This is a genomic window from Streptomyces sp. NPDC041068 (assembly GCF_040647455.1).
GTDB lineage: Bacteria > Actinomycetota > Actinomycetes > Streptomycetales > Streptomycetaceae > Streptomyces.
Map to the genome: position 1 here is coordinate 157,328 of NZ_JBEZCG010000008.1, position 26,051 is coordinate 183,378.

Here is a 26,051-nt window from a genome sequence, read left to right on the forward strand (position 1 = left end):
GTTACCTCGTCGGCGCTCGGGTGGCTTCCGGACCTCCGGCCCCGGAAGCCACCTCCGACGGCGGACTCAGCGGCGCAGGACCTTGCGGGACAGGGCGTTGCCGAGCAGCTGAGAGGCCTGGACGAGACCGATCAGGATGAGGACGGTCACCACCATCACGCGGGTGTCGAAGCGCAGATATCCGTGGGTGATGGCGAGGTTGCCGACGCCCCCGCCGCCGACCGTGCCCGCGATGACCGAGAAGTCGATCAGGGCCACGAGCACGAAGGTCATGCCGAGGACCAGCGGCCCGAGCGCCTCGGGGACAAGGACGGTCAGCAGAATCCGCAGACGGCTGGTGCCCATCGCCCGGGCGGCCTCGATCACGCCGGGCTCGACACCCACGAGATTGCTCTCGACGATGCGGGCGACACCGAAGGTCGCGATGACGGTCATGGGGAAGATCACCGCATCGGTGCCCACCGCCGTGCCCATCAAGGACCTGGTCATCGGGTTGAGTACGACGATCGCGATCAGGGCGGGGACCGGGCGGACGACGTTCACCAGGAGGCTCAGCACGACGAAGACGGCACGGTTCTGGAAGACGCCGCCCTTGCGGGTCGCGTGCAGGGCCAGACCCGTCGGCAGGCCGAACAGGATGGCGAGGACCAGCGTGGCAAGGACCATGTAGACCGTCTGGCCGGTCGCGTCGACGATCTTCGGCCAGAGGACGCTCCACTCCTGCCGCATCAGATGCCCACCGCCGTTCGCTCTGTCCGGAGTTCCGGTTGCCCTCCTTCGAGTTGCGCCCGTACGGCCCGGACGACGCTGTCGTCCACGCCGTGCTCGCGCAGCAGGCCCGGCAGCAGGTCGAAGACCGGGGACGCCTTGGTGGCGGCGCGGACGAACGCCTTGGTGGTGGTGTGCTGAGGGCTGAGGAAGACCTCCTGGACCGCGCCGCTCTCCACGATCCGCCCGGCATCGACCACGGCGACCTGGTCGCAGACCGCGCTGACCACCCCCATCTCATGCGTGATCAGCACGATGGTGACGCCCAGTTCGGTGTTGACGCGCTTGAGCAGGTCGAGAACCTCCCGGGTGGTCTCCGGGTCGAGGGCCGATGTGGCCTCGTCGCACAGCAGCACGCCGGGCGATGTGGCAAGGGCGCGGGCGATGCCGACGCGCTGGAGCTGGCCGCCGGAGAGCTGCTCGGGATAGCGGCGGGCGTGCTCCTCCAGGCCCACGAATCGAAGCGCTTCCTCGGCCTTGGCGCGGGCCTCGGCGCGCGAGTGGCCGGCCTGGCGCAGGGGGAAGGCGACATTGCCGAGGACCGTGCGGGAGCGGAAGAGGTGGAACTGCTGGAAGATCATGCCGATGTCGCGGCGTGCGGCGCGCAACTGCCGCTCGCCGAGCGCGGTGAGCTCCTGGCCGCCGACGACGACGCGGCCCGCGGTCGGTGTCTCCAGGAGGTTGATCAGCCGCAGCAGGGTGGACTTGCCCGCGCCGCTGTGTCCGACGATGCCGAAGGCACTGCCGCGCCCCACGCGCAGCGTGACCTGGTCGACGGCGCGCACGCCGCCGGGGAACTCCTTGACGACATCGTGCAGTTCGATCATCGCTGTGGTCGTCGGGTCAGCCGTGGTTGTTGCCTTCTCTGTGGTCATCGAGGTCACCGCTTCAGTTGCCGGGCGACGTGGCCCAGCTCCTTCTCGAGCTCGGCCTGCGAGAGGTCGAGGTGGACCCCGGCGCCGTTGGCGTACTTCCGGTAGGCGTCCTGCACCGGCTTGCTGGCGTAGAGCTTGGCGATCTTGGCGTAGTCGGGGTTCTTCTTGTCCTGCGCGCGTACGGCGATGACGTTGATGTACGGGCGTGTCTCCGGGGCCTTCGGATCGTCGTGGAACAGCGCCGACTTGGCCTTGATGCCCGCGAGGCTGGCGACCCCGTCATTGATGATCGCGGCGTCCACGTCCTCCAGCAGACGCGGCGTCTGCTGCGCGTTGACCGCCGTCAGCTTGATGCGCTTCGGGTTCTTGGTGATGTCCTCGGGCGTGGCGTACAGCCCGGTGCCGTCCTTCAGCTCGATGAACTCGGCGCTGGCCAACAGGTGCAGTGCGCGGCCTTCGTTGGCCGGGTCGTCGGGATGCGCGACCCGCGCCCCGTCCGGCAACTCCTTCAGCTCCTTGACCTTGCGGGAGTAGAGCCCCATCGGCACAGCGTGGGTGGCCGACAGCGGCACGATGTCGGTGTCGTTGCTGTTGTTGGACTGGGCGAGGAAGACCAGGTGCTGGAAGGCGTTCATGTCGATGTCGCCCGCGGCCAGGGCCTTGTTGGGCAGTGAGTAGTCGTCGAAGGAGACCGGCTCGACGTCAAGACCCTGCTTCTTGGCCTCCGCGGCGAGGACGTCCCACTCCTGGGCGTCACCGCTGATGCCCACCTTGATGGTGTCGCCGCCGTCGCCGAAGAGGCCGCAGCCCGACATCAGCAGGGACAGGGCGGTCGCGGTGGCGGCGGCCATGGCGGCGCGGCGGCCGGGCAGGAAACGGTGCATCGTACTCATTCCGTGGGGTGGGGAAGAAGGGGCGGGCGCCGCGCTCTTGTGGAGCGTTCCGGCACCCTGGTCGCGAGCCACGCGCGAAGACCGTGCCGACCGATGTCGGCAACTGAACGTAATGCTCAGGGTGTTGAGAGGGTCGGGCGACAACAGGGCGGCGAATCTTCGGAAACGGGTTCGGCAAGCGACGCTAGCGCACGAATCGCCTGTTTCGCTGCGCCCGCATGACACCACTGTTTCGGCTTCGATAAAACCGTTGAGCTGGGCCTTTTCGCGCGATGAGGCGGCTCGCGGTTCCCGGTGGCGACGACCGGGCGGCAACGCGCGGATGAGGGACCGCCGACAACGACCGGGCCGCGGGACTGCGGCCGACGCAAGACCAACGCCCCGTACCTGACGCCATGTTTGATGACGTCCTGTGACAGTGCGCGACGCCCGCCCGGGGTCGTTCACCCCGATGTCACGGCTCCGGGGGGGGCTCGGCATCGCTACTCGGCGGCAGACGCCCTGCCCTTGCAGAGGCCCGTCTGGACGGCGGCCTCGATGTCGTCGCTCTGCGCGTCCGTACTGCCCGGGCCGAGGTTCACCATGACCGTCGTCTGTCGGCCGTCAACCGTGGCACCACCGGCCGTCTCGAATCCGAGGAAGTCGCCGGTGTGCCCCCAGTAGAGGCCACCGCAGGGCAGTGGCCTGCTCTCCAGGCCGAGGCCGTACGCCCGGCCGTCGGGATTGCCGGTCGGCTGTGTCTTCATCATTTCCCGACGCTGCGCCGGGCGCAGCAACTCGCCCCGTACCAGGGCGTCCAGGAACCGGTTGAGATCAGTGCCGCTGGAGATCAGCTCACCACTCGCGCCGCCTGCCGAGGGATTGATCGCGGTGATGTCCCTGAACGGCGCGTCCTTGCCGGGCCGCACGTATCCGCGCGGATGCGGTCGGGGGATCCGCGTGGTGTCACCCGGCACGGACGTCTCGCGCAGGCCGAGCGGCTTGATGATGCGCCGCTGGATCTCCTCACCGTACGGATGGCCGGTCACCTTCTCGATGATCATGCCGGCCGGCAGGTAACCCGTGCTGGAGTAGCGCCAGTCGGTGCCCGGTTCGAAGTTCGAGGGATGGGTGAGCGCGATGTCCACGAGGTCCCGCGCGTCGTGGTGGGCCAGCGGGTCGTTGACGATGTCCTGCGGGCGGAGATGGTCGAGGAAGTCGGGTACGCCGCTGGTGTGCTGGAGCAGCTGGCGAACGGTGATCCTGCGCCCGTCGTTGCCGTGTCCGCGGACGACGCCGGGCAGGTACCGCTCCACCGGCGCGTCGAGGGCGACGCGACGCTCTCCGACCAGCTGCAACATGACCGTCGCCACGAACGGTTTGGTCATGCTGCCGATCCGGAACCTGCTGTCGCGGTGCACCGGCGCCCGGCTCTTCACGTCCGCGACACCGCTGGTCAGCACTGCACTGCCGCGCCGGTGCCGTACCTCGGCGAGCGCTCCGGGCGCGCCGTCGACCGTGGTGAGCCGGTGCAGAAGTCGGCGCAGCCGAGGGTGGCCTGTGGAGTCGGTGGATTCGGCGGCGCCGACCATGGCGGCGTCGGCCGTGGCCGCGCTGTTCTGCCGCGGAATGTTGTCGTTCGCCGGTGCGGCCACCGTGACACCGATCGCCACGGCCGCTGTGAGTGCGCCCACCAGCGCATGCCTTTGCTTTATCACGTGTGCTTCCTCGCTCGTGAGGGGCATCTCTGTGCCGTCTCACGATGTCCGCACAGCGCGAGTGGACGCGATGGGGCGGTCATCCGCATCCGTGGTGGGGTTAACCCCCTGCCGATCCAGCCGAGTTGGCGCCACGTGGAACTGACCCGCGGTCATGATTGCGGAGCGGCCGCAGGACCGCCAGCCCTTCCTCCATGCCGACCTTCATGGCGAAGTCGAACCGGTCCACCTCCAGACACAACTCCACATCATCGGGGTGAGCACCGCGACGTCGCCCGCCGCGCAGGTCGTCCGCCGCCAAGGAGGTGCGGGCGCGGTGCAGATAGGGGCCGGGATCGAGACGGCCGAGACGGTCACCGGCCAGGAGCCTGTCCAGGTACTCGGCGCAGGCCAGATCCTCGGCGGCACGGCCGTCCTCTCCGGTGGCCACGAACGTCACCGCGTCGGCGCCGGCGTCTGCCAGGGCTCGGGCCGTCGCGCCGGCCACGACGAAACTGGAGCAGAGGGCCAATTTCGCGTCGACGACCGCCAAGGCCCCGACCGTTCCGGCAGTGGTCTTCTGGATGACGGTGCGGCCGGCGAAGTCGGTCTCCCTGATCAGACCAGGGGAGTTGACCAGATCGAACCCGTCGGCAGGCGCCCCGTCCTTGAGCGCGAGCCAGCCCGGGTGACCCGCCTTGATCGTCAGCGCCTCGTCCGTGTCGGCAGCGAGAGCGATCTTTTCCGCCCCGCGGTGGAAGGCCCAGGCGGCGGTGGTGAAGGCCCGCATCACATCGATCACGACGGCCACCTGCTCGGTGCCGTCGACCTCGGGTATTCCGACTGTTCGCGTGGTCATGCCGGGATGGTCGCAGCCCGCCGAAGCGATCCACAAGGCACGTTGACGATCAGCTGGGGTCTGCCTTCGGCTCGCCGATTTGCGGACTGTTCCCGTCCGCAAGCCTGTCCACGGTGGGGTTCCGGTCGCCGATCCGGCGCCCCTCGTCAACGACGACCGCAGGTAGCCGTACATGACGGTGAGCTGCCCGTCACGTATGCAAGGAGTTGGACCATGGGCATGTCCGAGGCCGCTGACCGCGCCGACACCTTTGTCCCTCACGGTTTCGCCGAGCAGCTGGTGGATCTGGGCGAGATCCGAATGAACTACGTCGCTGAGGGTGACCCCGGCTCTCCCGCCCTGCTGCTGATCCCCGCACAGGGCGAGTCCTGGTGGGGCTACGAGGAAGCGATCGGGCTGCTCGGTTCCGCGTTCCAGGTGTTCGCGATCGACCTGCGCGGCCAGGGCCGCTCCACCTGGACGCCGGGCCGCTACAACCTCAACACCTGGGGTCGCGATGTCGCGAACTTCCTCGACTTGGTCGTCCAGCGGCCCGCCATCGTGGCGGGCAACTCCTCCGGCGGCGTGATCGCGGCCTGGCTGGCCGCCTATGCCAAGCCCGGACAGGTCCGCGGGGTGGTCCTGGAGGACCCGCCGCTGTTCTCCTCCCAGGCCGCACCTCCCTACGGGCCCGGCATGATGCAGACGCTCGGGCCGATGTTCGCCGCGTGGGCCAAGTGGCTGGGCAAGCAGTGGTCGATCGGTGACTGGGACGGCATGGTCGATGCCCTGCCCCACGAACTGCCCGCGTTCCTGCACCCGGGCATCGGGTTCATGCTCGGTGACGGTCCCGACTCGGGGGCCTTCGCCACCCCGCCGCAGCACCTGAGGGAGTACGACCCCGAGTGGGCCTGGGCCTGGGCCAACGACACCGCCAACGCCGGCTGCGACCACGCCGACATGCTCGCCCAGGCCAAGGTGCCGGTCCTTCTCACCCACCACTTCCACATGACCGACCCCGACACCGGTCGGCTCATGGGCGCGATGACCGACATCCAGGCGCAGCAAGCCCGCCGCCTGCTGGAGTCCACCGGCCGGCCGGTCACGTACACGCCGCTCGACGCCCCGCACACGATGCACGGGCCCGAGGCGCAGCGGTACGCGGACGTCATCGCGGAGTGGGCCAAGACCCTGTGCTGACCTGCGCACCAGGGAACGGCGGGGTTCTTCGCCGGTGGCTGACCGTCACCGTTCGCGTCTGATTCACGCGTGCCCCGGGGTTTGCCCTTTCGTACCTCGTCCGGATGCTCTCGCGGCCCCTAGGGTCGACGGGAGCGACCGAAGGGACGGGGGCGGGCGGAGGGACAGAGCGAGCGTGCGCGAGAGACAGAGAGCCGCGGAGCCGCAGACGACGGCACCGGCTGCCGCCCGGCGCGCGGCACCCCCCACAGGGCTGGCCGCGCTTCAGCAGCGTGCGGGAAATGCGGCGGTGACGCGCTGGCTGCAGCGTCAGACGGGCTCCCTGAGCGAGCACTACGCCACAAGACCCACCGAGCACCCCGAGTGGGGGCCGTACCAGAAGCTGACGACGGCCGCGGGCATCCCCCAGCCGGAGGCCGACGCCGCCTGGCAACTGCTGCTCGGCGGGGTCGATTCGCAGGGCGCGCTGAACGACGAGGCCATGGCGAGGACGAAGGTCCGCCAGGAGCAGCGGGAGCTCCGTGCGTCGAACACCTGGTACCAGGAGTTCGTCCAGCTCATGACCGCGCATCTGGAGATCAAGACGCCCACCATGGCTCTGTGGTCGGGCGGCATCGAGACCAGCGACTACGCGTACGGAAAAGGCCACACGCCGCTGGAGCGGACCAGGGTCGGCAGCGTGCTCAACGTGCTCAAGCTGCACCCGGACTGGGCGCTGAAGACGCCGATGTGGAACGTCCTGTCCAAGGCCTTCGTGGCCCGCGCGACCGGCCCCGTGCACATCTTCATGCGGTCCTACCTTCCGGAGAGCGTCCTCATCTCGCAAGAGGTCCCACAGCTACGGCTGGTCCAGGAGCTGAACCCGGACGTGAAGCTGGTCTGGCATCCGGTGTACACCACTCCCGACGGGCGCCTGAGGGAGATCGCGAGGGATTACCGGCTCGTCGACAACGCGGAGTACGACGGGCGGGACAAGTGCGTGACCGTCCTCATCGACTACCTCAGGAAGTTCCACGACGCGAGCAACACCGAGGGCACTCGCGCGCACGAGAGCATGGAGCGACTGATCGTCGCGAACGGCCACAAGGACGGCGTCTGAAGCGGCATTGCCCATGCAAAGCCCGCTCGGAGCTCCGACCGTCGAGGCCTCGGCCCTCACCCGGATTCCTGTATGTGCCACCCTCTTTCCCATGATTCGAAGGACTGTGCTGATCACCGGCGCGACCCAGGGCCTGGGACGCGGTATCGCCCACGATCTCGCCGCACGCGGCCACACCGTTCTGCTGCACGGCCGCGACCGGACCCGGCTTGAAGAGGTCGCGACCGAACTGCGGGCCACCACGCGGGACGTCGAGGTCCGCACCTATCTGGCAGACCTGTCCGACCTCCGCCAGGTGCACGAGATGGCTTCGCGGATCCGGGAAGCCGAGCCGCGCCTCGACGTACTGGTGAACAACGCGGTCGCCAACGGCGGTTCCCAGCCTCTCAGGAAGAGGTGGTTGAGTGCGCAGGGACATGAATTGCAGTTCGCCGTGAACCATCTCGCCGCGTACGCGCTCGCCCGGGACCTGCTTCCGCTGCTGACCGCATCCGCGCCCGCCCGCATCGTCAACGTCGCCTCGACCGGACGGAATCCGATCGACTTCGACGACGTCATGCTGGAGCGGAACTACGAACTGATGCCCGCCTACCGACGCAGCAAGCTCGCGATGATCATGGCGACCTTCGACCTCGCCGAGGAACTGGAGAGCTCCCGAGTCACCGTGAACGCGCTCATCCCGGCCCTCGGCATGGGCACGCAAGTCGTGCGAGAGGCAGGCATCCCCGTCACCACCAGTATCGACGAGGGCGTCCGTCCCACCGTCCGCCTGATCTCCGACCCGGCTCTGGAGTCCACCACCGGCCGCTTCTTCGACCAGTTCACGGAGATCACGGCGCACGAGCAGGCGTACGACGTGGAGGCCCGCAGGCGGCTCATGGAACTCACCCGTGAACTGATCGGCTAGGGAGGCAGGCAACGCACCTTCCCTGATGAAGAGCCGCGCTGGTGGGGTTCATGAGGCGTCGGCATAGGCGAGGTGACTGCCGCAGACGGTGCAGCGGAAGAGCATGGCCGTGGCGCCCTCTCCGAGGTCGGTGAGGAACTGCTCGAGTTGGTTCGCGTCGTGCCAGCCGTTCATGCGCAGTTCTTGCCTGAGCCGGTCGAGGGCTTCGGGGTGGGCTGCCAGTTCGCTGTATCCGACCTCGCCGATGAAGGCCGCCGCGTCGTGGCAGTGGACGAGCCAGTGCGGATCCTGCCAGGAGTGGAAGCCGGGAGTGCGGCGGGTGACCTCGTGCAGGGTCTCCTCGCCGACGCCGTCGAGGCCGTAGGAGTCCATGAAATCGCCGGCGAACCGTTCGGCCGCGCTGCCGTCGGCGATGCACCAGGGACAGAAGCGTCCACTGACCTCTTGCGCGGTGCAGAAGGTCGCGGTGTAGATCCACCCGGTGGCGCGGTCGCAGCACGCGCACGTCTCGGCGCTCTCGCGGATGGACCCGCTGGCGAGCGGATCGGGGTGATAGCGGAAGGCAGGAAGGTCGGAGCTCACCGGCGCAGTCTGTTCGCACGTAGGCCCCGCGACCAAGCGGCAAGGACGAACTCCTGCTGGTCGGGTGCCATGGGGCCGCACGTCCGCGCGGCACGGCGGGATTCCGCGCCGCACCTCGGGATAGGGTCCCGGGATGAGTTTCCGGCTGGCGGCGTACGCCATCTGCATCGAGGACGGGCAGATGCTCCTCGTCCGTCACGCGCCTGCGGAGGGCTGGTCCAACTGGACGCTTCCGGGCGGACGGGTGGAGCACGCGGAGGATCCGTTCGACGCCGTGGTCCGGGAGTTCACCGAGGAGACCGGCTGCGAAGCAGTGGCCGAACGTCTGCTGGGCGTCGACTCCAGGGTGATCCCCGCAGCCGAAGCCCGTCTCGGCTGCGAGCACCAGAACGTCGGCATCTTCTACCGGGTCCGCATCACCGGAGGGCGGCTCCGCCCCGAGCCCAATGGCGAAACCACCGAGCCGGTCTGGACTCCGATCCCCGACGTCACTCGCCTGCGCCGGTCCTCGCTGGTCGACATCGGCCTCGCGCTGGCGCAGACCGCACCGGCAACAGGCCACGTCCCCGCGGTCCGGGTGGGCGGCCTGATCCAGCACTGATGCCATCGCCGCGGTCACCTCGTACCGACGTGCCCCGGGAGCTCATCCGCCCGCGGGGCCCCCGTCCCGGTCGACCGCCACAGCGCGGCAGCGAGCCAGGTCAGCGTGGCGCCGACGGCTATGTGCAGGGCGCTGGTGAGGACGGAGTCGGGCAGGGCGATCAGGAACGCGAAGAGCGGCAGCGCCGTGGCGTACGCCCACGACGGGATCCGCGGGAACACCCGTGCCCGGACTGTCGCTGCCCCGAACAGGGCGCAGCCCACGGCCAAGATGCCCGCGGAGCCGATGAGCGCGGGGATCGTCGGGCCCGTGAGGGTCTCATCGATGACGGATTCGTCGAAGTAGAACAGCACCAGGTTCGAGGTGAACGCGGCCCCGCCGAACAGGCCGAGGCCGATGAGGTTGACGACGTAGGCCGTCTCCCCGAAGCGGCCGGTGACCGCGCTCTGGCGGTGGTGGAGTGCGCCCAGCAGCGGCAGCGCGAAGGCGGGGGACAGGGCGAGGAAGAAGCTGGTCGCGGCGGTCTCCCCGGTGAAGGCCTCGACGAACGAGGGCAGGGCGATGAGCAGCCCGGCCGACACGCCGGACAGTGCGCCGATGCGGGCGGGCCGAGCGGAGTGCCGGTTCGCTTCGGACTGAGGGATTGGCATGGGGCCACTCCAATGCGTGGAAGGGTGGGCCGGCCCGGAACGTGCGAGCCGGGGCCGAGAACGCTAGGGGCCCGCGCAGAGCAGCGGCAGGTGAAGAACAGCGAGACCGGCGGCCGGACGTCACCGAACTGTGCGTCGGTGTCCGTCCGTTCGGCATGTGCCGTTCGGCCACTCCCCGCCGTACCCGTCCCGTACTCGCCCCGCACCCTCGCCCGGCGGCTGCCGCCCGCCTAGCCTGGGCAGCACGCGGGAGGGGGACACATGGTGTCGTACGCACCCGTGCCGTGGGTGTCACCACTGCTGTACGCCGCGGTGCTCGCCGGTGGCCTCTACTACGTGGCAACAGACCTCGCGCCCGGCTCCGGGCCGCCGCTGTGGCGCACGGCGGGCTTCGTCGCGGGGATCGCGGCTCTGTTCGCCTTGGAGGTGGTGGCGCGGCGCGGGGTCCGTGCCCGGGAGTGGCTGCCCCTGCTCGTGCGGGGCGGTCTGATCGTGGTGGTGGTCGCCCTCGATGTGTCGGGGCTGGCCCAAGTGCTCTTCGTGCTGTTGCCGTTCACCGCGTACTTCGCCTTCGGGCGCGGTGTCGCCCTCGTGCTCGGGGTCCTGTGCGTGGCCGGGCTCCTCACCGGGTACGTGCTGACCGCCCCGCGCTGGTACCGCGACCTGGAGCACGTGTCGGACCTGCTGATGCTCTGCGTCGGCCTGGTCCTCGCGCTCTCCATGGCGGCCGTCGCCGTCGGGGAACAGCAGGGGCGGCGCGCTCTGGAGGCGTACGCCGCACAGGTGGCCGAGCTGTCCGCGGCCGCCGAGCGCAACCGCCTCGCGCGGGACATCCACGACAGCCTCGGGCACCATCTCACCGCGATATCCGTGCAGTTGGAGATGGCCTCCGAGTTCCGGACCCTGGAGCCCGACTCCGCACAGCGCGCGGTCGACGAGGCCCGCGAGTCGGTGAAGCGCGCACTCGGCGACGTACGGAAGTCCGTGCGGGCCCTGCGCGAGGAGACGCCCCGCGAGCCGCTGGCAACGACACTCGCGGACCTCGCACGCGACGGTGAGGCACGGCCCCGCGTCACCGTGGAGGTGACAGGGAGCGAGGACGGCTACGGCACGGCGGAGCTGACCGCGCTGTACCGCGCAGCGCAGGAGGCGCTGACCAACGCCCGTCGCCACGCGCGGGCTTCACGGGTGACGGTGACGGTCCACCTGACCGAGCGCGCCGCGCACCTCGTGGTCGGTGACGACGGCCTCGGCTTCGCCACGGACGGCGCCACCACGGGGTTGGGGCTGCTCGGGATGCGGGAGCGGGTCCACCTGGTGGGCGGGAGCGTCCACATCGACAGCGGCCCGGACGCGGGGACACGGCTGACGGTGACGGTGCCACGCGGCACGGGTGGGGGAGGGGCGCCATGAACGAGGACGAGGGGGCGGCGGCGCCGGTGCGGGTGCTTGTCGTGGACGACCAACGGCTCATCCGGGACGGCATCGCCTCGCTGCTCTCCATCCGGCCGGGGATCGCGGTCGTCGGCACGGCCGTGGACGGTCGCGAAGCCGTGGCGAAGGTGCTCGAACTGCGCCCGGACATCGTGCTGATGGACGTTCGGATGCCGGGAATGGACGGTGTCGAAGCGGTCGCCGTCCTGCACGGCGAGGCACCGGAGTGCCGGGTGGTGATGCTGACGACGTTCGACGACGAGCAGTACGTCGTCCAGGCGCTGCGTGCGGGTGCCTGCGGCTATCTGCTCAAGGATCTGCCGGCCGACGAACTCGCCCACGCGGTCCGCCTCGCGCACGCGGGCGTCACCCAGCTCGACGACTCCGTGACCCGCCGCCTCGCCGCGTCGTTGCCCGCGCCGGGAGCGGTGGCGAAGCCTGCCGTCGACCTCAGCCCGCGCGAGATCGACATCCTGCGGCTCGTGGCGCGGGGCAGGACCAACCGGGAGATCGCCGCAGAGCTGTACCTGAGCGAGGGCACCGTGAAGAACCACGTTTCCCGCATCCTCGGCCGCCTCGCCCTGCGCGACCGCACCCAAGCCGCCCTGCGCGCCCGCGACTTGGGGTTGTTGTGAGCGGATGCCGGGCCGGTGGGCCGGGACCGGTGAACGGAGCACCCGCTCGGCGACCACCGGCAGCGGCCGAATCGCTCACCGGCCGGTGGCGTGCTCCCGCTGGACCTGACGTCCCGCGGCGACGACGTCGCGCATCTCCACCAGGAAGCGCCGCACCGTGGCCAGCTCGGCGTCCTCGAACGAACGCATGGCCACGACCATGCTGTTGATCAGCGGCCCGAAGAACGACCAGCCCAAGTCCACGGCTTTCCTCTCCACCACCAACAGGACCCGGCGCCGGTCGTGGGTGTCCCGTTGACGGCGAACGAGACCCAGCCGTTCCAGTCGGTCGATCAGCGCGGTGGTGGAGGCCGAGTTCAGTCCCAGCTGCTTGCCGAGCCGACTCGGTGTGGCGGTGAGGCCCGCCCGGTCGTCGTCCAGGAGGTGGATCAGCGCGCGCACGTCCGTGGCGTGCAGCCCGTTGTCGCCGGCGAACTCGGCGCCGAAGAGGTCGAGTTCGACGGTGATCGCCCGCAGCAGATGGACCAGCTGGAGTGCCGGGTCCTGGTCGTCCATGCGTTCCCTCCACGCTATTGTCTCGATCAACGAGAGACTTGATGGTCGAGATGATGTCATGGAGAAGCCATGCGAGTAGTCACGGACGGCGAAACAGCCTTCCACGCGGCGTACGAGGCCATGCTGCGCCGATGGCCCGCGGATGCCCGAAGCATCGACATACCCTCCGCCCACGGCACCACACGGATCCATGTCTCCGGCCCCGAGGGCGCCACGCCGCTCCTCCTGCTGCCCGGCGGCGGCACCACCTCGGCGGTGTGGTTCGCCAACGTCGAGGTCCTCAGCCGCTCCCACCGGGTGTACGCGGTCGACCTGATGGGCGACATCGGGCGCAGCGTCCACGACGGGGCGCCGCTACGCCGCACCGCGGACCTGATGGCCTGGCTGGACGCGCTCCATGACGCACTGAAGATCGACGCGGCCCAGGTGTGCGGGCACTCCTACGGCGCCTGGATCGCACTCAACTACGCGCTGCACGCTCCCCATCGGGTCAGCAGGCTCGCCCTGCTCGATCCCACCAACTGTTTCGCGGGCATGAGCCCCCGCTACCTGCTGCACGCGGCGCCCATGCTGCTCAGGCGCACCAAGGAGAGTCAACGCGCTTTCCTTCTCTGGGAGACCGGGGGCGCTCCCGGGGACCCCCAGTGGCGCGACTTCCTGGACACCACCGTTTCGGCCCGGCGGTCGAAGGTCCTCGCCATGCGCCGCCCCAAGGCGCAGGACCTGCGGCTCTGCACCGTCCCGACCCTGGTGCTCCTGGCCGAGCGCAGCCGGGCACACGACGTGCGGCAAGTCGCCACCGTCGCCCGCAGACTCCTGCCGGACGCAGCCGTCGCGACGCTGCCGGGCGCCTCCCACCACTCCATGCCGACCGAGGCGCCGGCCGAACTCAACCGCCGGCTGTCAGAGTTCCTGGCGGCTTGACCACCCGCAGCCTCCGATGTCCGCAGCCGTCGGCTGATGGACCTAGGCCTTCGGTGGGCTCCGGATCGGGCGGAGGGCCGAGGTGCAGCCCGAGCCGCTTGCGTACGGTATGCGCATGACGTTCGATCTTGGCGCCTATTTCGCCCGCATCGGCTGGTCGGGGGAGCGCCGGCCCACGCTGGACGTGCTCAGGTCCGTGCACCGCGCCCACATCACCGGTATCCCGTTCGAGAACCTGGACCCGGTCCTCGGGAGCGCGCCCTCGCTCGCGCTGCCGGACCTGGAGGCCAAGCTCGTCCACGGCGGGCGCGGCGGCTACTGCTACGAGCACAACACCCTGTTCGCCTCCGTGCTCAGGGCCGTCGGTTTCGAGGTCACCCTGCTCACCGCGCGCGTCCTCGTCGGAGCGAAGCCCGGGGACATCAGGCCGCGTACCCACATGCTGATGCTGACCGAGGTGCCCGGCGAGCCCGTGCCGTACGTGACCGACGTCGGCTTCGGCAGCTTCGGCTCCCTGCTCGAACCCCTCCCGCTGACCGCCGGGACCGAACTGCACGACACGCCGCGCCGCCACCGGCTGGTCCATGCTGCTGATGACGGGCCGCTGCAGAAGTGGAAGCTCCAGGCCCACGGCGCGGAGACCAGTGGCTGGGACGACCAGTACGGCTTCACGGTCGAGCCCTTCCAGCGGCCCGACTACGAGGTCGTCAACTGGTACATCGCCACCCACCCGCGCTCGCCGTTCTCCCGCTCCGTCTACGCCCAGCGCACCACTGACGACACCCATCTGTCCCTCGCCGGGCGGACCCTCACCGAGACGACCGCCGACGGCACCCGCAAGGAGCGCGAGCTCATGGACGCCGACGACGTACTCGCCGTCCTGCGCGAGGACTTCGGGATCCGGCTCCCCGAGGGCACCCGCTTGCCGGAGTAGCGTCGCGCGGGGCGTACGGCCACAATCCGTCTTCGCGGCAAGGGGTGCCATGCCGTTTCAGGCCTCAGGCCTCAGGCGCCCTGACGGCCGTAGCGTGCCCTGCTCCAGGTCACTTGCTCGGCAGTCATCGATGACGAGATGGCATAGACGTCACCGACGCACCTCGCCTCGCCGGCAGCCGCTCCAGTTCGTCGAACAGAACCGCACGTCACCGGCGTACGGTCACCTCCAGCCGCTCCGAGGCACGACATTCGCCGGACGGGCGGCTGACGACGTAGCTGACCCGCGCCGACCCTGGCATCGGCTGCGGAATGGTGAACACCGTGCTCAGGCCCACCTCCGTCGCGTCGACGACGTGTGTGTCGATCCGCGACGTGCGCAGGACTCCGGTGTCCCAGCGCAGGTGGACCGAGTCTCCGTCGCTCATGCCCTCGTACGGCTCGATGCGGACAATGAGTTGCTGTGCTTCACCGATGTCAGCGACGGTGCCGATCGCCCTGTCGACGCTCGGCGCGGTCAGCAACTCGACGGAAACACTGGACACGTCTGTCATCTCGTCTCCCATACGTCCCCTGGCGCGTCGGTGCCGGTCACCAGTGAGGGACGGCGCGCCGGGCATCCTGAACCCATCATCCCCGGCACGACAGCCCTCGTACACGGCTCGTTCCCTTGTAGTGCACTCCCGCGCTTGTCCGCCTTCACGCCCGAGAACCTGGACCTGCGTTCGCTGCTCAGTGAAATGGTCGCCGACCAACCGGAGTTCAACCGGGCCCTGTCCGAACGCCTCACCGGACTCGGCGTCACCTACCCTCCGGCGGAAGCAACGGCACACCCGCTCACCGGAACCCGCGCGCCCGACCTTGCCTTCACCGACTCCGCGAACAGCCTGTTCACCGTGCTGCGCACCGATGCCCATGTTCTGCTCGTCCCGGCGGCGGGCGACGGGCTCTCAGGCCTCGAGCGTCCCGGGGTAGCCGTACGCAGCGGAACCCTGCACCGGCCTCCGGCGGCCTGGGCCCAGGTGAGCGCCGCCTTGATCCGGCCCGACGGGCACGTCCTGTGGGCGAGTACCGAGCGGGACGCCGGCGCACTGGCCGCGGCCGCACTGCAGGCACTCGTCGGCGCACCGTGAACTTGGCGCATTCTGTCCCATGCCCCGTAGGCGACCCTGCGGCAGGATGCGACTCCACGCACAGCAGGGGGAAGTTCGCCGGAGGGGGACCCATGAAACGCACTTTGCTCGCGCTCACCGCGGCCGTAGGGCTGATACTCGGCCTGCCCGGCAGTGCGAGCGCGCACTCGACGGACGATTGGGCTCTGTCGGGCCAGTTCCCCGGGGAGCGCGGCTATGGGTATGCCGGGGATTCGCAGAGCCATGTGAGCGGCGTGTTCCAGGGGGTCGCCATGTGGCGGCTCGGCAACAAGGTCTCACTCAGCACCTACGCCTCCGACACGAAGACGGACGGATACTGCGCGGGGCTGCAGATCCGCTACGAGATCTACGACGGCGGCCAGTGGGCCGGTCACTGGCACTATCGTGACGTTCCCGTGTTCGACTGCACGACGGGTGGCGCGGAGACCGGCGGAGTGATCAAGGAGTACTTCTACAGCAAGTACCCGGTGCGCAACGTCTCCTCGCGCGCCTGCCACGCCGACTCATCGGGCGGGATCATCCACTGCGAGTCGAACTGGCACGGACCGATCTGAGCCGGACCACGTTCGCCCGCCAGATGTCGTCGTCCGCCTGTTCTCGGCCGCCCCGTCCGGTTTGCGGGCATGTCCACCACGTGGTCACGCCCGCCATGCGCGAAGGCGGCTGAGAGCAGGGCTCTCGGAGAAGTCACTCGCAGGACATGTTCACGCTGGCCCGGAAGACATGGCCGAAGTACGGGTCGTCGAAGACCTCGAAGATCTGTGGTGCGCCGACGAGTTCGCACTGGAACCTGCCGTCTCCGCTCGCCGAGTTCCGGGCGTCGTCGACCGCGCCCTGGATCGCGGACTCGGCCGTGAGTCCGCGGCCGGCGCCGCAGTACAGCGCGGCCGTGCTCGCGGTCGCGGGCACCGCCACGGCCAGCAGGGCGGCGGCCGTCCCGGCCGCGAGGAGCCCGCCGCGGGCCGTCCACCTGGTTGCTCGCAGCATCGTCGATCCCTGCCTTCTTGTGGTCGGCCCCGCCGGGTGACGGGGATGCGGTCGCGAACTCACCCCGTCATACGGATGCCGCACGGCGGAAGTTCAATGTCTGGCCACAGCTTTGCCGTTCATGCGCTGTCCCAGTCCTACGCGGTGCGGTACGCCCGCAGGAAAGTCCGCACTCCCTCGACGACCAGCGGCCGGACGCGGTCGTCCTCCGCGGCGTTCGCGGAACCGAGCCTGTCCAGCGCGACGCCGAAGGTCAGCGCGATGAACTGGTCGGCGGCGAGGCGGGGGTCGGGGGCGTCGAGCAGCCCGGCCGCGGCGAAGGCGGCGAACCGCTCGGCGATCGCCTCGTCGGGGGTGTCGGCCATCGAGTTGTAGCCGCGATGCGGCAGGTTGCCGGACTCCGCGCGGACCAGTCGCTGCAGCGTCGCGTACTCCGCAGAGCCGAGCATGTCGGTCGCGATGCGCATCGAGAACGTGACCAGGGCGTCCTCGAGTTCGGCGGCCTCGGTGACGTCGCTGAGGGTGTCGTCGAGGGTGCGCTGGATCGTGGACACCAGTGACTGGCCGACGGTGTCGACGACCGCTCGCAGCAGCGTCTGCTTGTCGCCGAAGTAGTCGTACACCGTCCGCTTGGACACCTCGGCCCGGGCGGCGACCGCGTCGACGCTGGAGCGGTCGAAGCCATCGGTGAGGAACAGTTCCCGGGCTGCCGAGAGGATCGCGGCCCGCTTCCGTGTGGACCCCTCGCGCAGTGTCTTGGTGGTCGGCGTCTTCGTGGTCGGCATGGCCACATCCTAACCGTCCTACACTGCACGGTGTAGTGTAATACTGACTCGGAGGGTGCCGCACTCGTGCACCCACTCCGCCCGGCGGAGCTGTGCCTGCGCCAACTCGGCCGCGGATGCCCCGCGTTCACCCCCGCGGCACGGCCTCGGACCTGTCCACCAATCACCGCCGGCAATGACGGAAAGGACGTCCATGACCGCAACTCTGGCTCCCACGGTCCGCATCGGAAAGGCGGCTGTCACGGCCCTCGGCCTGCTGGCACTCGCCACCGGTGCCCTGGAGTCGGTGGTGACGCCGACGCTTCCGCTCCTGCAGCGCGAGCTGGACATGAGCGCGAGCGAAGGGGCGTTACTCAGCATCGTGCTCCTCGTCACCGGCGCGCTCGTCACACCGTTAGCGGGCAAGTTCGGCGACCGCTACGGCGGAAAACGGGTCCTGATCCGGCTGATGGCGGTGGTCTCGGTCGGCGGTCTGGTGTCCGCCCTGGCGCCGAGCCTGCCGGTGCTGCTGCTGGGGCAGGTATTGCAGGGAGCGATGGTGGGCGCGCTGCCCCTGTCGTTCATCCTGGTGCGCAAACACCTCCCCGCAGGGGAGTCGAAGGTGGCCATCGGCACGGTCAGCGGGTTGTTCGTGGGCGGCGGGATGGCGGGCACGCTGTCGGCCGGGCCCGTCGCGGAAGGTCTGTCCCGGCACTGGATGTTCGCGCTGCCGACGATCGCGGTGATCGGGTCGACCCTCCTGGTGAACACGCTGATGCCGGATGATCCGCCGGGTCGGTCGGACGACGCCAGGGTCGACTGGCCGGGGCTGGTACTCCTGAGCGGGACGCTGGTCACGCTCATGCTGGTGCTCGGCCTTGCGCCCGACCTCGGCTCGGAGCCACTCGTACTCGGCGCCCTCATCCTGCTCCTGGCCGCCTTCGCGACCGGCTGGATCGCCGTCGAGCGCCGCGCGGCCTCGCCGATGGTCGATCTGCGCATGCTGGCACGGCCCGCGATCTGGAAGTCCTGCGTGCTGACGTTCGTGATCTGCGTCGGCACCTCGGTGGCGGTCTTTCTCGTCCCGCAGCTCTTCGCGGTGTCCGCCGACGCGTACGGATTCGGGGCCAGCGCAACCGAGATCGGCTTCTTCCTGCTGCCGGGCGCCGTGGCCGCGTCGCTGGCCGGGCCGATCAGCGGGATGGGGGCGCGGCGTTTCGGCTCGCGCGCGGTGGTCACCGCCGGGATCTTCCTCATGGCCGCCGCCCTGATCGCCCTGGCGACCGTGCACGCCGAGATCTGGCACCTCGTCATCGGCAAGGCGGGGATCTCGCTCGCCAACGGCCTGTGCGTCACGGCGATGGTGACCAGCACCGCCACTTCCGTCGACCAGGGCGACACCGGCATCGCCACCAGCCTGGTCCTGGTGACACGCGTGGTCGGCTACGCCGTCGGCGCGCAGGTCGGTGGTGCGCTCCTCGCCGCCGGGACCCCTGCCGGGTCGGACGTCCCGGCCGAATCGGCCTTCGTCACCGGCTTCGTCATAGCCGGCGCCGTCACGGCGCTGTCCCTGCTTGTCGCCCGCACCATGAGCAAAGGAGTCAACGCATGACCCGCACCGATCTGCCGAGGGGCACCCGCACCACGCCGAAGCCCGAGGTCCTGATATCCGGGGCCGGCGTCGCGGGGTCCGCCCTCGCGTTCTGGCTGAACCGTTACGGATACGTCGTCACGGTGGTCGAGAAGGCGGACACGCTTCGTTGCGGGGGGTACCCCATCGACGTACGCGGCACCGCACTCGAGGTCGTCAGGAAGATGGGAATCCTGCCGCGGTTGCGGCAGGCGCACATCGACCTGCGTCGGCTGACCTTCCTCGACGGGGACGGCGAAGAGGTGGTTTCGCTCCACCCTCACAACCTCACCGGCGGTGTCGCGGGACAGGACCTGGAGGTGCGGCGCGGGGATCTGACCGATGCCCTCTACACGGCGGTCCGTGATGACGTGGAATTCCTGTTCGACGAATTCATCGACACTCTCGACCAGTCCGACCACGGGGTCGACGTCACCTTCCGCGGGGGCGACCGACGTACGTACGACATGGTGTTCGGCGCGGACGGACTGCACTCGCGCACCCGCGAGTTCCTGTTCGGCCCCGAAGAGCGGTTCCACCGGTACCTCGGCTACTGCTTCGCCGGATTCACCATGCGCAACACCTTCGGGCTCTCCCACGAGACCGTCATGTGGAACACCCCGGGCAGGGCCGCGGCGCTCTACGCCGTGGGGGACAACGACGACGTGCACGCCTTCTTGAACTTCGCCCGCCCGGAACCGCCGTTCGGCGCGTTCCGGAACCCGGAGGCCCAACGGGACCTGGTCGCCTCGGTCTTCGCCGGCGCGGGCTGGGAGGTCCCGGGCATGCTGGGCGCCATGCGCGACGCGGACGACCTGTTCTTCGACGTGGTCAGCCAGATCCGCATGCCCCGCTGGTCCAGCGGCAGGGTCGCGCTGGTGGGCGACGCCGCGTACGCACCCTCGTTCCTCACAGGACAGGGCACCAGCCTCGCGCTCGTCGGCGCTTACATGCTCGCCGGTTCCCTGGCGAACCGGGACCACGCCGCGGGGTTCGCCGCCTACGAACATCACACCCGTGAGTTCGTGACCGTGAACCAGGACCAGGTCGGCATGGGCGACGCCATCCTCTTCCCGACCACCGCCCGAGCCCTGGAGCAGCGCAACGACATGCTGCGCCGTCTCGGCGCCATGCCCGCCGCGGAGGGGCGACCGGCCCATTCGGCCCTCACGCTGCCGGAGTTCATGCCTGTGACGTGAGCGTGGGCACGCGCGCCGATGGTGGTGGGCGCCGGGATCAGGTCAGAAACGCTTGACGAGGCTGGTCGACCGGTCCGTGACGGTGAAGCCGAGGCTCTGGTACAGGCCGAGGGCGCCGGTGGGGCTCTCGGCGTCGACGTCGAGTACGGCGTGGCCAAGACCCTCGGCCCGCAGCGCTCCCAGGACATGGGCCAGCAGGGTGCGGGCAAGGCCCTGGCCCCGCGCCTCCCGTCGTACGCCGACGGACGTGATGAAGCCGAACGGGCCGCCGCGCAGCGGCCATTCCTCCCGAGCCACGTCGACGAAGACGAAGCCGACGACACGCTCGTCGCCATGCCCGTCGGGCGTGACGGCGAGCAGGGAGAGGTCCGGGCGGAACGATTCCAGACGGTCACCCGAGGCCCACCCCTCGGCGGTGATCGGCTGGCTGCCCCAGTGGTCGCGGAAGGCGTCGTTCAGCGCGGCCCTGGCCCGCTCCTGCCACTCCTCGCCGTAGGGCACAAACCGCACACCCGAGGCCGGTGACGGCTCGGTGATCGGCTCCTCGAGGTCGCATTCCAACTCCAGCCACCATCGGACGCGTTCGTAGCCGTGCGCCTCCAGGAGCCGGAGCACGGAGGTGGCGTGGTCGTGCGCGCTGGATGCGAGCCATCCGGGCAAGGTGGCGTCACTGGCGGCGAGATGCTGCAGCCCGCGGGCCTCCTGCCAGGCGAGCAGGGCCCTGCCGATGCCTTCACCTCGACGGTCCGGCACCACCGTTCCGTCGAGGCCGACCCAGACGATGGTCTCGTGGCTCGTCGGGGCCACGGCCGAGCCGTACGCGACGGCCCGCCCCGTGGCGTCGACGGCGATGACCGCGTCGTCCTCGGGAACGAAGACCGGGCTCTTGAACTCCTCCTCCAGTTCGTCCCTCGTCACCAGCCAGCGAGGATGGTCGACCTTTCCCGCGGTGCGCTTCAGGTCGAGGATCAGGTCGATGTCGGCGGCGGTGACGGATCTCCAGACGAGTCCTTCGCCGGCCGTGGGCAGCGTGACGGTCGACGGGGCGGTCACTCGGTCCCGCAGGGGGCGGAGGCCGTGGCCCTGATGTGCTGTCCCGGTCACGGGGAGTCCCTTCTCGGCGTCGGTCCGGCGCTGATCGTAACGACGGATATCTGCGGACAGAACTGAATATGCGCGGCGCGGGCCGGGTGCCTAGCAGGCCTCTGCGCGTACGCCCGGCGGCTTCCGTGCTCGCACAAGACAGGCTCGGCCGCGAAAACCCGCCGGTGAGCCTCGCCGACGAGATGCTCGCGATGAAGATGATCCGGCTCGCCGACACCGAACCGGCGCTCCGCACCGCGTGGCCGATGGCCTGCGACCAGGTGGAGCGCGAGATGTGCGTGATCATCGCCGAGCGTCTCGGGCGCCCGGCCGATGACCTGGACGTGCGGACGCACGCCGCGTCGGCCGCGGACGCACGACCCGCGCTGGCTGCTACACGAACAGGACGACGACGGCGACGAGAAGTTCCACGTCTTCCGGGTCGACCTGGAGACCCCGGACGCCGAAGCGGTGGACGTCACCCCCTTCCCCGGGGCCACGATCGCGGGCTTCGAGCTGGTCACCACCCGGCCGGGCATGGCGCTCCTGCATCTGAACCAGCGCAACCCCGTCGATTTCGACCCCCACGAACTCGACATCACCACCGGTGAGTTGATGATGCTGGCCCAGAACCCCGGTCAGGTCGGCGGCTGGCTCCAACCGCAACAGCGACCGCACCCGCCTGGTCCGGCTCGACCTGGCCACCGGTGAGGAGACCGGCGTCGACAGCCCCCCGGCCCTCGACCTCGACACCCCGAGGTCCTGGCGCCGATGACGCCGGTCACGATCCCCGCACGGGACGGACTGCGGCTGCCCGCGTACCTGACCCTGCCCATCGACGGCGGCCGCGGCGACGACGAAGGAGATGCGGCCCGACTGCCTCTGGTCATGCTGGTCCACGGCGGCCCCTGGTGCCGCGACAGCTGGGGCTTCGACGCCGTCGACCGGGCCGTCGCACAGGGATACGCGGACCGGGACCGCGTGGGCATCTTCGGCGGCTCCTACGGTGGTGACGCCACCCTGGTCGGCGTCACCTTCACGTCCGACGTCTTCGCCGCCGCCGTCGACGCCTTCGGCATGTCGAACCTGGTGACCTACCTGAGCACCCTGCCGGAGTTCGTCAGGCCCCAACGATGTACGCGTCGTCAAGGCCGAGTCCGACCAGATCGTCGACGCGCTGCGCGCCCGCGGAGTCGAGGTCGCATACATGGTCGAGGACAACGAGGGCCACGGCTTCGTGAACCCGGACAACAACATCGAGATGTACGGCGCCGTCGACCGCTTCCTCGCCCGGCACCTGGGCGGACGGAACTGAGGACGGGCGAAACTCAGGACAGCGCGGGCGGAGTTGAGGACAGCCCATGCGCCAGCAGGCCCTGCCGTTCGTGCCAAGCGGAGCCTGTCGCCGATCACCGCTCATCAGGTCACCGTGAACTCGTCCCCGGATTGCGCGGGGCGCTGTGCGACTCGTACCTCTCCAGCAGGGCCGTCCAAGGCGGCTGGGGCAGCGCGTGAGCACCGCCCCGGCAGCGTCGAGGGCTGAGCCCTAGAGGCAGGACGGGGGCCTGGTCACCAGGTGACGGTGCTTGCCCAGGAGATTCACGTCCCAGTACCTGTTCGCGTAACCCATGCCGATCGCCACGACCTCGGGGGCCATCAGGGCTTTGTAGAGCCCGTTGTCGGGGTCGGGGTCGTTGGCCATGTCCGCGAAGTGTCCGTCGTGGTGGTAGCCGCGGAGCATGTACTCGCTGATGTAGGAGGAGAAGAGGCCGGCGTCGCCGAGTCGTTCCCGCAGGTCCCGGCCGTCGCTGCCGGTCGATGTGAGCCTGCCCGTCCTGGCCATGTCGCGTGCGTGGCCCATGGCCACCTGGGATGCCGTGTCAGAGATCCGGAGCGGGCGAAGGTCCCGGCGCGTCCGCTCCTTGTTGATCTCGCACACGATCCAGTCGACGTCCGGGTAGTACTGGTCCTGCTGAGCACCCTGCCGTGGCCCGGCCGAGTGGGCGGGAGCGGGGACGGCGGCCACGGCCTGCGCCGGGGACAGCGATCCGCACAAGGCGATCGTCGCGGCTGCGACCGCAGCCATCGTCACGCGATTCACATCGGCACCTCTCTGGCGAGCGAGACGAGCCGACCGGCTCGTCGGCCGCAGTGTGCCAACGCCACCCGGACGCAGGACCGGCCGACAGGGCCGGTGTCACACGGATGAACCAGCGCTCCCGATTCCCGCTGCCCGCTCACCCCGGGACGAGCCGTCGCCGAAGAGCAACTCGTGGAGCCCCGCGCCCCCGTCGTCGGCGGCCGCCTCGGCGCTGCGCGGGAACATCGCCTGCTCGTACGCGGTGAGCGCGGCTTCGATGTCGTCGCGGTGCGCGGCTATCGCCTCGCCGAGCTCGGCGCCGTCCAGCATGGCCAGGTTGGCGCCTTCACCGTTCGGGGCCGCGAGATGGGCGGCATCGCCGAGCAGGGTCACTCCGGGCACCCGGTCCCAGCGGTGATCGACCGGCAGGGCATGGAGAGGACGCAGGATCGGCGCGTTGTCGCCGTCGGTGATCAGCGTGGTGATCTCCGGTGCCCAGTCGGCGAATTCACGCGCGATACGTGAGGTGGCGGCGTCGGCATCGGTGAAATCGATGGCGGCGAACCAGTCCTGCGGTTCGTACAGCCCGATGTAGGCGTGGAGAGTGTCGTCCTTTTCCCGGTGGGCGGCGATCTCCAGGCTCGGCGTGAGCGCGATCATCATTCCGCCGCCGACGGCCTTCGCGGCGGCGGGATGCCGCGTTTCGGCGTCGAACAGGTAGGTCTCGACGACCGACTTGCCGATGTACTCGGGTGCGGCGGCGGACAGCAGCGGCCGGACCCGCGACCACGCGCCGTCCGCGCCCACCAGAAGGCCGGTGACGACGGTGCTGCCGTCGGCGAACGTCACCTCGTGGCGACCCTCGCCGAGGGTACGAGTACCGCTGACCTTGTGCCCCCACCGCACGGTGCCGGCCGGGAGCGAGTCGAGCAGGATCTGCCGGAGCTCGCCGCGCTGCACCTCGGGGCGTCCGCCCGTGCCGTCGTCGGCCTTGTCGACCAGGACGGTCCCGTTCGGGTCGAGGACCCGCAACGCCTGGCGGCCCTCGAGGACGATGCCGCGGAACTCGTCCATCAAGTCTGCTGCTTGGAGGGCGAGTTGGCCGTTGTAGTCATGGATGTCGAGCAACCCGCCCTGCGTGCGCGCCGTCGGTGAGGCCTCCGCTTCGTAGACGGTGGACGGGATGCCGTGGATGTGCAGGACGCGGGCCAGGGTCAGGCCGCCGAGTCCGGCGCCGATGATCGTGATGTCAGTGGTCATGGTGGTTCCTTGTGCGTTGCCCACCTGCCGGATGGGCACCCGGCAGGAACACCGGAAACCTCTCAGGCCACGCCGACAAGTCGGCGACAGCGGACCGGCGCCCGCCGACAAGGGGCCGACACCGCACACTGTTCTCCGGGCCGCGCCACGCCGTCATGGGCCGCCGACGGAGACCTCACCCGGGACGGTCAGGAGAAATCGAGGACCAACCGGCCCCGCAGACCGCCGGCTTCCAGCAGGCGGTGGGCCTTGGCAGCCTCGTCGGCGGGCAGTACGTCGGCGACGTGCAGCGTCAAGGTGCCGGCCTCGACGTGGCGGCTCAGTGCGTGCAGCCCCGCCGTGTCGGCGGCCCCGTCCGTGACCATCACCGGGCTCACCGTGATGCCCCGCTCGGCCGGGCCGGACCAGCCCCGCAGTTCGGCAAGGGCTCCGCCGTCGGCGATGGCGGGCAGCACCTCGGTGGTCTGCATCGAGCCGTCCACGATGCCGGGCACACCGTCAGGTGCCAGCGCGCGGATGCGGGCGGCGACCTCGGGGCCGCGCTCGACGACGTGGTCGGCGCCGAAGCCGCGCACGCGGTCGATGTCGTGCGGGGCGGCGTCCGCGATGACGGTCAGTCCGTCGGCTTTGGCCAGCTCGACGGCGTACCCGCCGACGGCACCTGCCGCACCGGTCACCGCCACCGTTCCACCGGGCCGTACGGCCAGCGCGTCCAGGGCGAGGCGTGCGGTCATGGCGTTCATCAACAGGGTGGACGCGGCCGGGAAGTCCGCCCCTGCGGGCGCCGGAACCACCGACGCGGCAGGAACCACGATGTGCTCGGCGTACGCCCCGCCGCGCGGACCCGTGAACAGCACGATGGCGACCACCCGTTGGCCCACGGCGAGCCGGTCATCGACGCCGGGACCTAGCTGGTCGATCACGCCGGCGGCGTCCATGCCGGGCACGAACGGGGGCCGGCGGTCGGGCATGCGGACGGCGTGGCCGCCGGTTCGCAGCAGGACATCGGTCGGATTCACGGCGGCCGCGTGCACACGGATGCGGACCTCACCGGGACCGGCCTGCGGTTCGGGCAGCTCCAGGACGCGCAGGACTTCCGGACCGCCGAATTCTTCAACACCAATGGCCTTCATGCCCCGGTGCAACCGGCTTCGCCGGCACCACATTCCCTGCTTCGGGGCCGAGGGCCGACGGAATACGGCGGCGCACGCGGCCGTCACGTGGCCCGCACCGGCATGGGCTCCGCCGAGCCAGTAACCGGTGCCTTGGCGTGGCGGGGCCACGACGCCCTTGGAGTTCAATGGATTCGGGGCGAATGGGCGCC

The 26,051-nt window shown here is 69.9% G+C and carries 29 protein-coding genes and 1 pseudogene; 15 read left to right on the forward strand and 15 right to left on the reverse strand.

What is annotated here, in order from left to right; translation table 11 throughout:
* Positions 1-66 precede the first annotated feature (66 nt).
* The 5 genes from AB0B50_RS19980 to AB0B50_RS20000 all read right to left on the reverse strand — a co-directional run bounded on the left by AB0B50_RS19980 (position 67) and on the right by AB0B50_RS20000 (position 5,071).
* Complete coding sequence (locus AB0B50_RS19980; RefSeq protein ID WP_362333197.1) at positions 67-729, reverse strand: methionine ABC transporter permease; 663 nt, start codon at positions 727-729, stop codon at positions 67-69.
* The gene (locus AB0B50_RS19985) at positions 729-1,643 is read right to left on the reverse strand and encodes an ATP-binding cassette domain-containing protein (protein ID WP_362333200.1); all 915 of its coding nucleotides are present in this window, start codon (positions 1,641-1,643) and stop codon (positions 729-731) included. The genes AB0B50_RS19980 and AB0B50_RS19985 overlap by 1 nt, the downstream gene beginning before the upstream one ends.
* Before the next feature lie 5 nt (positions 1,644-1,648).
* A complete protein-coding gene (locus AB0B50_RS19990; RefSeq protein WP_362333203.1) occupies positions 1,649-2,527 on the reverse strand; it encodes a MetQ/NlpA family ABC transporter substrate-binding protein in 879 nt (292 codons plus the stop codon).
* Positions 2,528-3,018: 491 nt separating this feature from the next.
* Entirely contained in the window at positions 3,019-4,209 is a 1,191-nt protein-coding gene (locus AB0B50_RS19995) for a serine hydrolase domain-containing protein (RefSeq protein ID WP_362333206.1), read from the reverse strand.
* 124 nt (positions 4,210-4,333) lie between these two features.
* On the reverse strand, positions 4,334-5,071 hold the full coding sequence (locus tag AB0B50_RS20000; RefSeq protein WP_362333209.1) for a 2-phosphosulfolactate phosphatase: 738 nt from the start codon (positions 5,069-5,071) through the stop codon (positions 4,334-4,336).
* 213 nt (positions 5,072-5,284) lie between these two features.
* On the opposite strand from AB0B50_RS20000, the gene AB0B50_RS20005 reads away from it, so the two are divergent.
* The 3 genes from AB0B50_RS20005 to AB0B50_RS20015 all read left to right on the forward strand — a co-directional run bounded on the left by AB0B50_RS20005 (position 5,285) and on the right by AB0B50_RS20015 (position 8,256).
* Entirely contained in the window at positions 5,285-6,250 is a 966-nt protein-coding gene (locus AB0B50_RS20005; protein ID WP_362333211.1) for an alpha/beta fold hydrolase, read from the forward strand.
* 289 nt (positions 6,251-6,539) lie between these two features.
* Positions 6,540-7,349, forward strand: coding sequence for a hypothetical protein (locus AB0B50_RS20010; protein WP_362333213.1), 810 nt, complete (start codon positions 6,540-6,542; stop codon positions 7,347-7,349).
* Between the two features lie 91 nt (positions 7,350-7,440).
* The gene (locus tag AB0B50_RS20015) at positions 7,441-8,256 is read left to right on the forward strand and encodes an SDR family NAD(P)-dependent oxidoreductase (protein ID WP_362333216.1); all 816 of its coding nucleotides are present in this window, start codon (positions 7,441-7,443) and stop codon (positions 8,254-8,256) included.
* Between the two features lie 48 nt (positions 8,257-8,304).
* On the opposite strand, the gene AB0B50_RS20020 is transcribed toward AB0B50_RS20015, so the two are convergent.
* The gene (locus AB0B50_RS20020) at positions 8,305-8,838 is read right to left on the reverse strand and encodes a CbrC family protein (RefSeq protein WP_362333219.1); all 534 of its coding nucleotides are present in this window, start codon (positions 8,836-8,838) and stop codon (positions 8,305-8,307) included.
* Positions 8,839-8,971: 133 nt separating this feature from the next.
* On the opposite strand from AB0B50_RS20020, the gene AB0B50_RS20025 reads away from it, so the two are divergent.
* Positions 8,972-9,439: an NUDIX domain-containing protein gene (locus AB0B50_RS20025; protein ID WP_362333221.1), complete on the forward strand. Its 468-nt coding sequence runs from the start codon at positions 8,972-8,974 to the stop codon at positions 9,437-9,439.
* A 14-nt stretch (positions 9,440-9,453) separates the two neighbouring features.
* Here AB0B50_RS20025 and AB0B50_RS20030 read toward each other — a convergent pair whose 3' ends face one another.
* Positions 9,454-10,089 (reverse strand): hypothetical protein, encoded by a 636-nt coding sequence (locus tag AB0B50_RS20030; protein ID WP_362333224.1) that lies wholly within the window; start codon positions 10,087-10,089, stop codon positions 9,454-9,456.
* Between the two features lie 261 nt (positions 10,090-10,350).
* Between AB0B50_RS20030 and AB0B50_RS20035 the strand changes: the two genes are divergently transcribed.
* A complete protein-coding gene (locus tag AB0B50_RS20035) occupies positions 10,351-11,502 on the forward strand; it encodes a sensor histidine kinase (protein ID WP_362333227.1) in 1,152 nt (383 codons plus the stop codon).
* Positions 11,499-12,158: a response regulator transcription factor gene (locus AB0B50_RS20040; RefSeq protein WP_362333230.1), complete on the forward strand. Its 660-nt coding sequence runs from the start codon at positions 11,499-11,501 to the stop codon at positions 12,156-12,158. The genes AB0B50_RS20035 and AB0B50_RS20040 overlap by 4 nt, the downstream gene beginning before the upstream one ends.
* A 75-nt stretch (positions 12,159-12,233) precedes the next feature.
* Here AB0B50_RS20040 and AB0B50_RS20045 read toward each other — a convergent pair whose 3' ends face one another.
* Complete coding sequence (locus AB0B50_RS20045; RefSeq protein WP_362333233.1) at positions 12,234-12,713, reverse strand: MarR family transcriptional regulator; 480 nt, start codon at positions 12,711-12,713, stop codon at positions 12,234-12,236.
* A 69-nt stretch (positions 12,714-12,782) separates the two neighbouring features.
* Here AB0B50_RS20045 and AB0B50_RS20050 point away from each other — a divergent pair, with 69 nt between their 5' ends.
* Together AB0B50_RS20050 and AB0B50_RS20055 are read left to right on the forward strand one after the other, a co-directional pair.
* The gene (locus AB0B50_RS20050; protein WP_362333236.1) at positions 12,783-13,637 is read left to right on the forward strand and encodes an alpha/beta fold hydrolase; all 855 of its coding nucleotides are present in this window, start codon (positions 12,783-12,785) and stop codon (positions 13,635-13,637) included.
* A 115-nt stretch (positions 13,638-13,752) separates the two neighbouring features.
* A complete protein-coding gene (locus AB0B50_RS20055; RefSeq protein ID WP_362333238.1) occupies positions 13,753-14,571 on the forward strand; it encodes an arylamine N-acetyltransferase in 819 nt (272 codons plus the stop codon).
* 208 nt (positions 14,572-14,779) lie between these two features.
* Here AB0B50_RS20055 and AB0B50_RS20060 read toward each other — a convergent pair whose 3' ends face one another.
* Complete coding sequence (locus AB0B50_RS20060; RefSeq protein ID WP_362333240.1) at positions 14,780-15,124, reverse strand: hypothetical protein; 345 nt, start codon at positions 15,122-15,124, stop codon at positions 14,780-14,782.
* Between the two features lie 135 nt (positions 15,125-15,259).
* Here AB0B50_RS20060 and AB0B50_RS20065 point away from each other — a divergent pair, with 135 nt between their 5' ends.
* Positions 15,260-15,703 (forward strand): hypothetical protein, encoded by a 444-nt coding sequence (locus AB0B50_RS20065; protein WP_362333243.1) that lies wholly within the window; start codon positions 15,260-15,262, stop codon positions 15,701-15,703.
* Positions 15,704-15,795: 92 nt separating this feature from the next.
* Complete coding sequence (locus AB0B50_RS20070) at positions 15,796-16,278, forward strand: hypothetical protein (protein WP_362333245.1); 483 nt, start codon at positions 15,796-15,798, stop codon at positions 16,276-16,278.
* Between the two features lie 133 nt (positions 16,279-16,411).
* Here AB0B50_RS20070 and AB0B50_RS20075 read toward each other — a convergent pair whose 3' ends face one another.
* Both AB0B50_RS20075 and AB0B50_RS20080 read right to left on the reverse strand, forming a co-directional pair.
* Positions 16,412-16,711 carry a hypothetical protein gene (locus AB0B50_RS20075; RefSeq protein WP_362333248.1) on the reverse strand — a complete coding sequence of 100 codons (300 nt, stop codon included), beginning with the start codon at positions 16,709-16,711 and terminating at the stop codon, positions 16,412-16,414.
* Positions 16,712-16,848: 137 nt separating this feature from the next.
* Positions 16,849-17,496 (reverse strand): TetR/AcrR family transcriptional regulator, encoded by a 648-nt coding sequence (locus AB0B50_RS20080; RefSeq protein ID WP_362333251.1) that lies wholly within the window; start codon positions 17,494-17,496, stop codon positions 16,849-16,851.
* A gap of 193 nt (positions 17,497-17,689) precedes the next feature.
* Between AB0B50_RS20080 and AB0B50_RS20085 the strand changes: the two genes are divergently transcribed.
* On the forward strand, positions 17,690-19,087 hold the full coding sequence (locus AB0B50_RS20085; RefSeq protein ID WP_362333254.1) for an MFS transporter: 1,398 nt from the start codon (positions 17,690-17,692) through the stop codon (positions 19,085-19,087).
* On the forward strand, positions 19,084-20,304 hold the full coding sequence (locus AB0B50_RS20090) for an FAD-dependent monooxygenase (protein ID WP_362333257.1): 1,221 nt from the start codon (positions 19,084-19,086) through the stop codon (positions 20,302-20,304). The genes AB0B50_RS20085 and AB0B50_RS20090 overlap by 4 nt, the downstream gene beginning before the upstream one ends.
* Before the next feature lie 42 nt (positions 20,305-20,346).
* On the opposite strand, the gene AB0B50_RS20095 is transcribed toward AB0B50_RS20090, so the two are convergent.
* Positions 20,347-21,408 (reverse strand): GNAT family N-acetyltransferase, encoded by a 1,062-nt coding sequence (locus AB0B50_RS20095; protein ID WP_362333260.1) that lies wholly within the window; start codon positions 21,406-21,408, stop codon positions 20,347-20,349.
* A 312-nt stretch (positions 21,409-21,720) separates the two neighbouring features.
* Between AB0B50_RS20095 and AB0B50_RS20100 the strand changes: the two genes are divergently transcribed.
* From AB0B50_RS20100 to AB0B50_RS20110, 3 genes and pseudogenes are all read left to right on the forward strand, one after another.
* The gene (locus AB0B50_RS20100; protein ID WP_362333263.1) at positions 21,721-22,098 is read left to right on the forward strand and encodes a hypothetical protein; all 378 of its coding nucleotides are present in this window, start codon (positions 21,721-21,723) and stop codon (positions 22,096-22,098) included.
* A 177-nt stretch (positions 22,099-22,275) separates the two neighbouring features.
* Positions 22,276-22,434 (forward strand): annotated as a pseudogene (locus tag AB0B50_RS20105) (prolyl oligopeptidase family serine peptidase); the annotation flags it as partial.
* Positions 22,435-22,564: 130 nt separating this feature from the next.
* On the forward strand, positions 22,565-22,702 hold the full coding sequence (locus AB0B50_RS20110) for a hypothetical protein (RefSeq protein ID WP_362333934.1): 138 nt from the start codon (positions 22,565-22,567) through the stop codon (positions 22,700-22,702).
* Positions 22,703-22,933: 231 nt separating this feature from the next.
* Here the strand turns inward: AB0B50_RS20110 and AB0B50_RS20115 are convergent, their stop codons facing one another.
* The 3 genes from AB0B50_RS20115 to AB0B50_RS20125 form a co-directional block, all read right to left on the reverse strand.
* Positions 22,934-23,473 carry a CAP domain-containing protein gene (locus AB0B50_RS20115; RefSeq protein ID WP_362333265.1) on the reverse strand — a complete coding sequence of 180 codons (540 nt, stop codon included), beginning with the start codon at positions 23,471-23,473 and terminating at the stop codon, positions 22,934-22,936.
* Positions 23,474-23,584: 111 nt separating this feature from the next.
* Complete coding sequence (locus AB0B50_RS20120; RefSeq protein WP_362333268.1) at positions 23,585-24,727, reverse strand: NAD(P)/FAD-dependent oxidoreductase; 1,143 nt, start codon at positions 24,725-24,727, stop codon at positions 23,585-23,587.
* 188 nt (positions 24,728-24,915) lie between these two features.
* The gene (locus tag AB0B50_RS20125) at positions 24,916-25,860 is read right to left on the reverse strand and encodes an NADP-dependent oxidoreductase (RefSeq protein WP_362333270.1); all 945 of its coding nucleotides are present in this window, start codon (positions 25,858-25,860) and stop codon (positions 24,916-24,918) included.
* Positions 25,861-26,051: the final 191 nt, after the last annotated feature.

Coding starts and splice junctions, on each gene's coding strand:
- AB0B50_RS19980 (WP_362333197.1), bottom strand. CDS start 729: ATGCGGCAGGAGTGGAGCGTCCTCTGGCCGAAGATCGTCGACGCGACC.
- AB0B50_RS19985 (WP_362333200.1), bottom strand. CDS start 1,643: ATGACCACAGAGAAGGCAACAACCACGGCTGACCCGACGACCACAGCG.
- AB0B50_RS19990 (WP_362333203.1), bottom strand. CDS start 2,527: ATGCACCGTTTCCTGCCCGGCCGCCGCGCCGCCATGGCCGCCGCCACC.
- AB0B50_RS20000 (WP_362333209.1), bottom strand. CDS start 5,071: ATGACCACGCGAACAGTCGGAATACCCGAGGTCGACGGCACCGAGCAG.
- AB0B50_RS20005 (WP_362333211.1), top strand. CDS start 5,285: ATGGGCATGTCCGAGGCCGCTGACCGCGCCGACACCTTTGTCCCTCAC.
- AB0B50_RS20015 (WP_362333216.1), top strand. CDS start 7,441: ATGATTCGAAGGACTGTGCTGATCACCGGCGCGACCCAGGGCCTGGGA.
- AB0B50_RS20025 (WP_362333221.1), top strand. CDS start 8,972: ATGAGTTTCCGGCTGGCGGCGTACGCCATCTGCATCGAGGACGGGCAG.
- AB0B50_RS20030 (WP_362333224.1), bottom strand. CDS start 10,089: ATGCCAATCCCTCAGTCCGAAGCGAACCGGCACTCCGCTCGGCCCGCC.
- AB0B50_RS20035 (WP_362333227.1), top strand. CDS start 10,351: ATGGTGTCGTACGCACCCGTGCCGTGGGTGTCACCACTGCTGTACGCC.
- AB0B50_RS20040 (WP_362333230.1), top strand. CDS start 11,499: ATGAACGAGGACGAGGGGGCGGCGGCGCCGGTGCGGGTGCTTGTCGTG.
- AB0B50_RS20045 (WP_362333233.1), bottom strand. CDS start 12,713: ATGGACGACCAGGACCCGGCACTCCAGCTGGTCCATCTGCTGCGGGCG.
- AB0B50_RS20050 (WP_362333236.1), top strand. CDS start 12,783: ATGCGAGTAGTCACGGACGGCGAAACAGCCTTCCACGCGGCGTACGAG.
- AB0B50_RS20055 (WP_362333238.1), top strand. CDS start 13,753: ATGACGTTCGATCTTGGCGCCTATTTCGCCCGCATCGGCTGGTCGGGG.
- AB0B50_RS20060 (WP_362333240.1), bottom strand. CDS start 15,124: ATGACAGACGTGTCCAGTGTTTCCGTCGAGTTGCTGACCGCGCCGAGC.
- AB0B50_RS20070 (WP_362333245.1), top strand. CDS start 15,796: ATGAAACGCACTTTGCTCGCGCTCACCGCGGCCGTAGGGCTGATACTC.
- AB0B50_RS20075 (WP_362333248.1), bottom strand. CDS start 16,711: ATGCTGCGAGCAACCAGGTGGACGGCCCGCGGCGGGCTCCTCGCGGCC.
- AB0B50_RS20080 (WP_362333251.1), bottom strand. CDS start 17,496: ATGCCGACCACGAAGACGCCGACCACCAAGACACTGCGCGAGGGGTCC.
- AB0B50_RS20085 (WP_362333254.1), top strand. CDS start 17,690: ATGACCGCAACTCTGGCTCCCACGGTCCGCATCGGAAAGGCGGCTGTC.
- AB0B50_RS20090 (WP_362333257.1), top strand. CDS start 19,084: ATGACCCGCACCGATCTGCCGAGGGGCACCCGCACCACGCCGAAGCCC.
- AB0B50_RS20100 (WP_362333263.1), top strand. CDS start 21,721: ATGACCTGGACGTGCGGACGCACGCCGCGTCGGCCGCGGACGCACGAC.
- AB0B50_RS20115 (WP_362333265.1), bottom strand. CDS start 23,473: ATGGCTGCGGTCGCAGCCGCGACGATCGCCTTGTGCGGATCGCTGTCC.
- AB0B50_RS20120 (WP_362333268.1), bottom strand. CDS start 24,727: ATGACCACTGACATCACGATCATCGGCGCCGGACTCGGCGGCCTGACC.
- AB0B50_RS20125 (WP_362333270.1), bottom strand. CDS start 25,860: ATGAAGGCCATTGGTGTTGAAGAATTCGGCGGTCCGGAAGTCCTGCGC.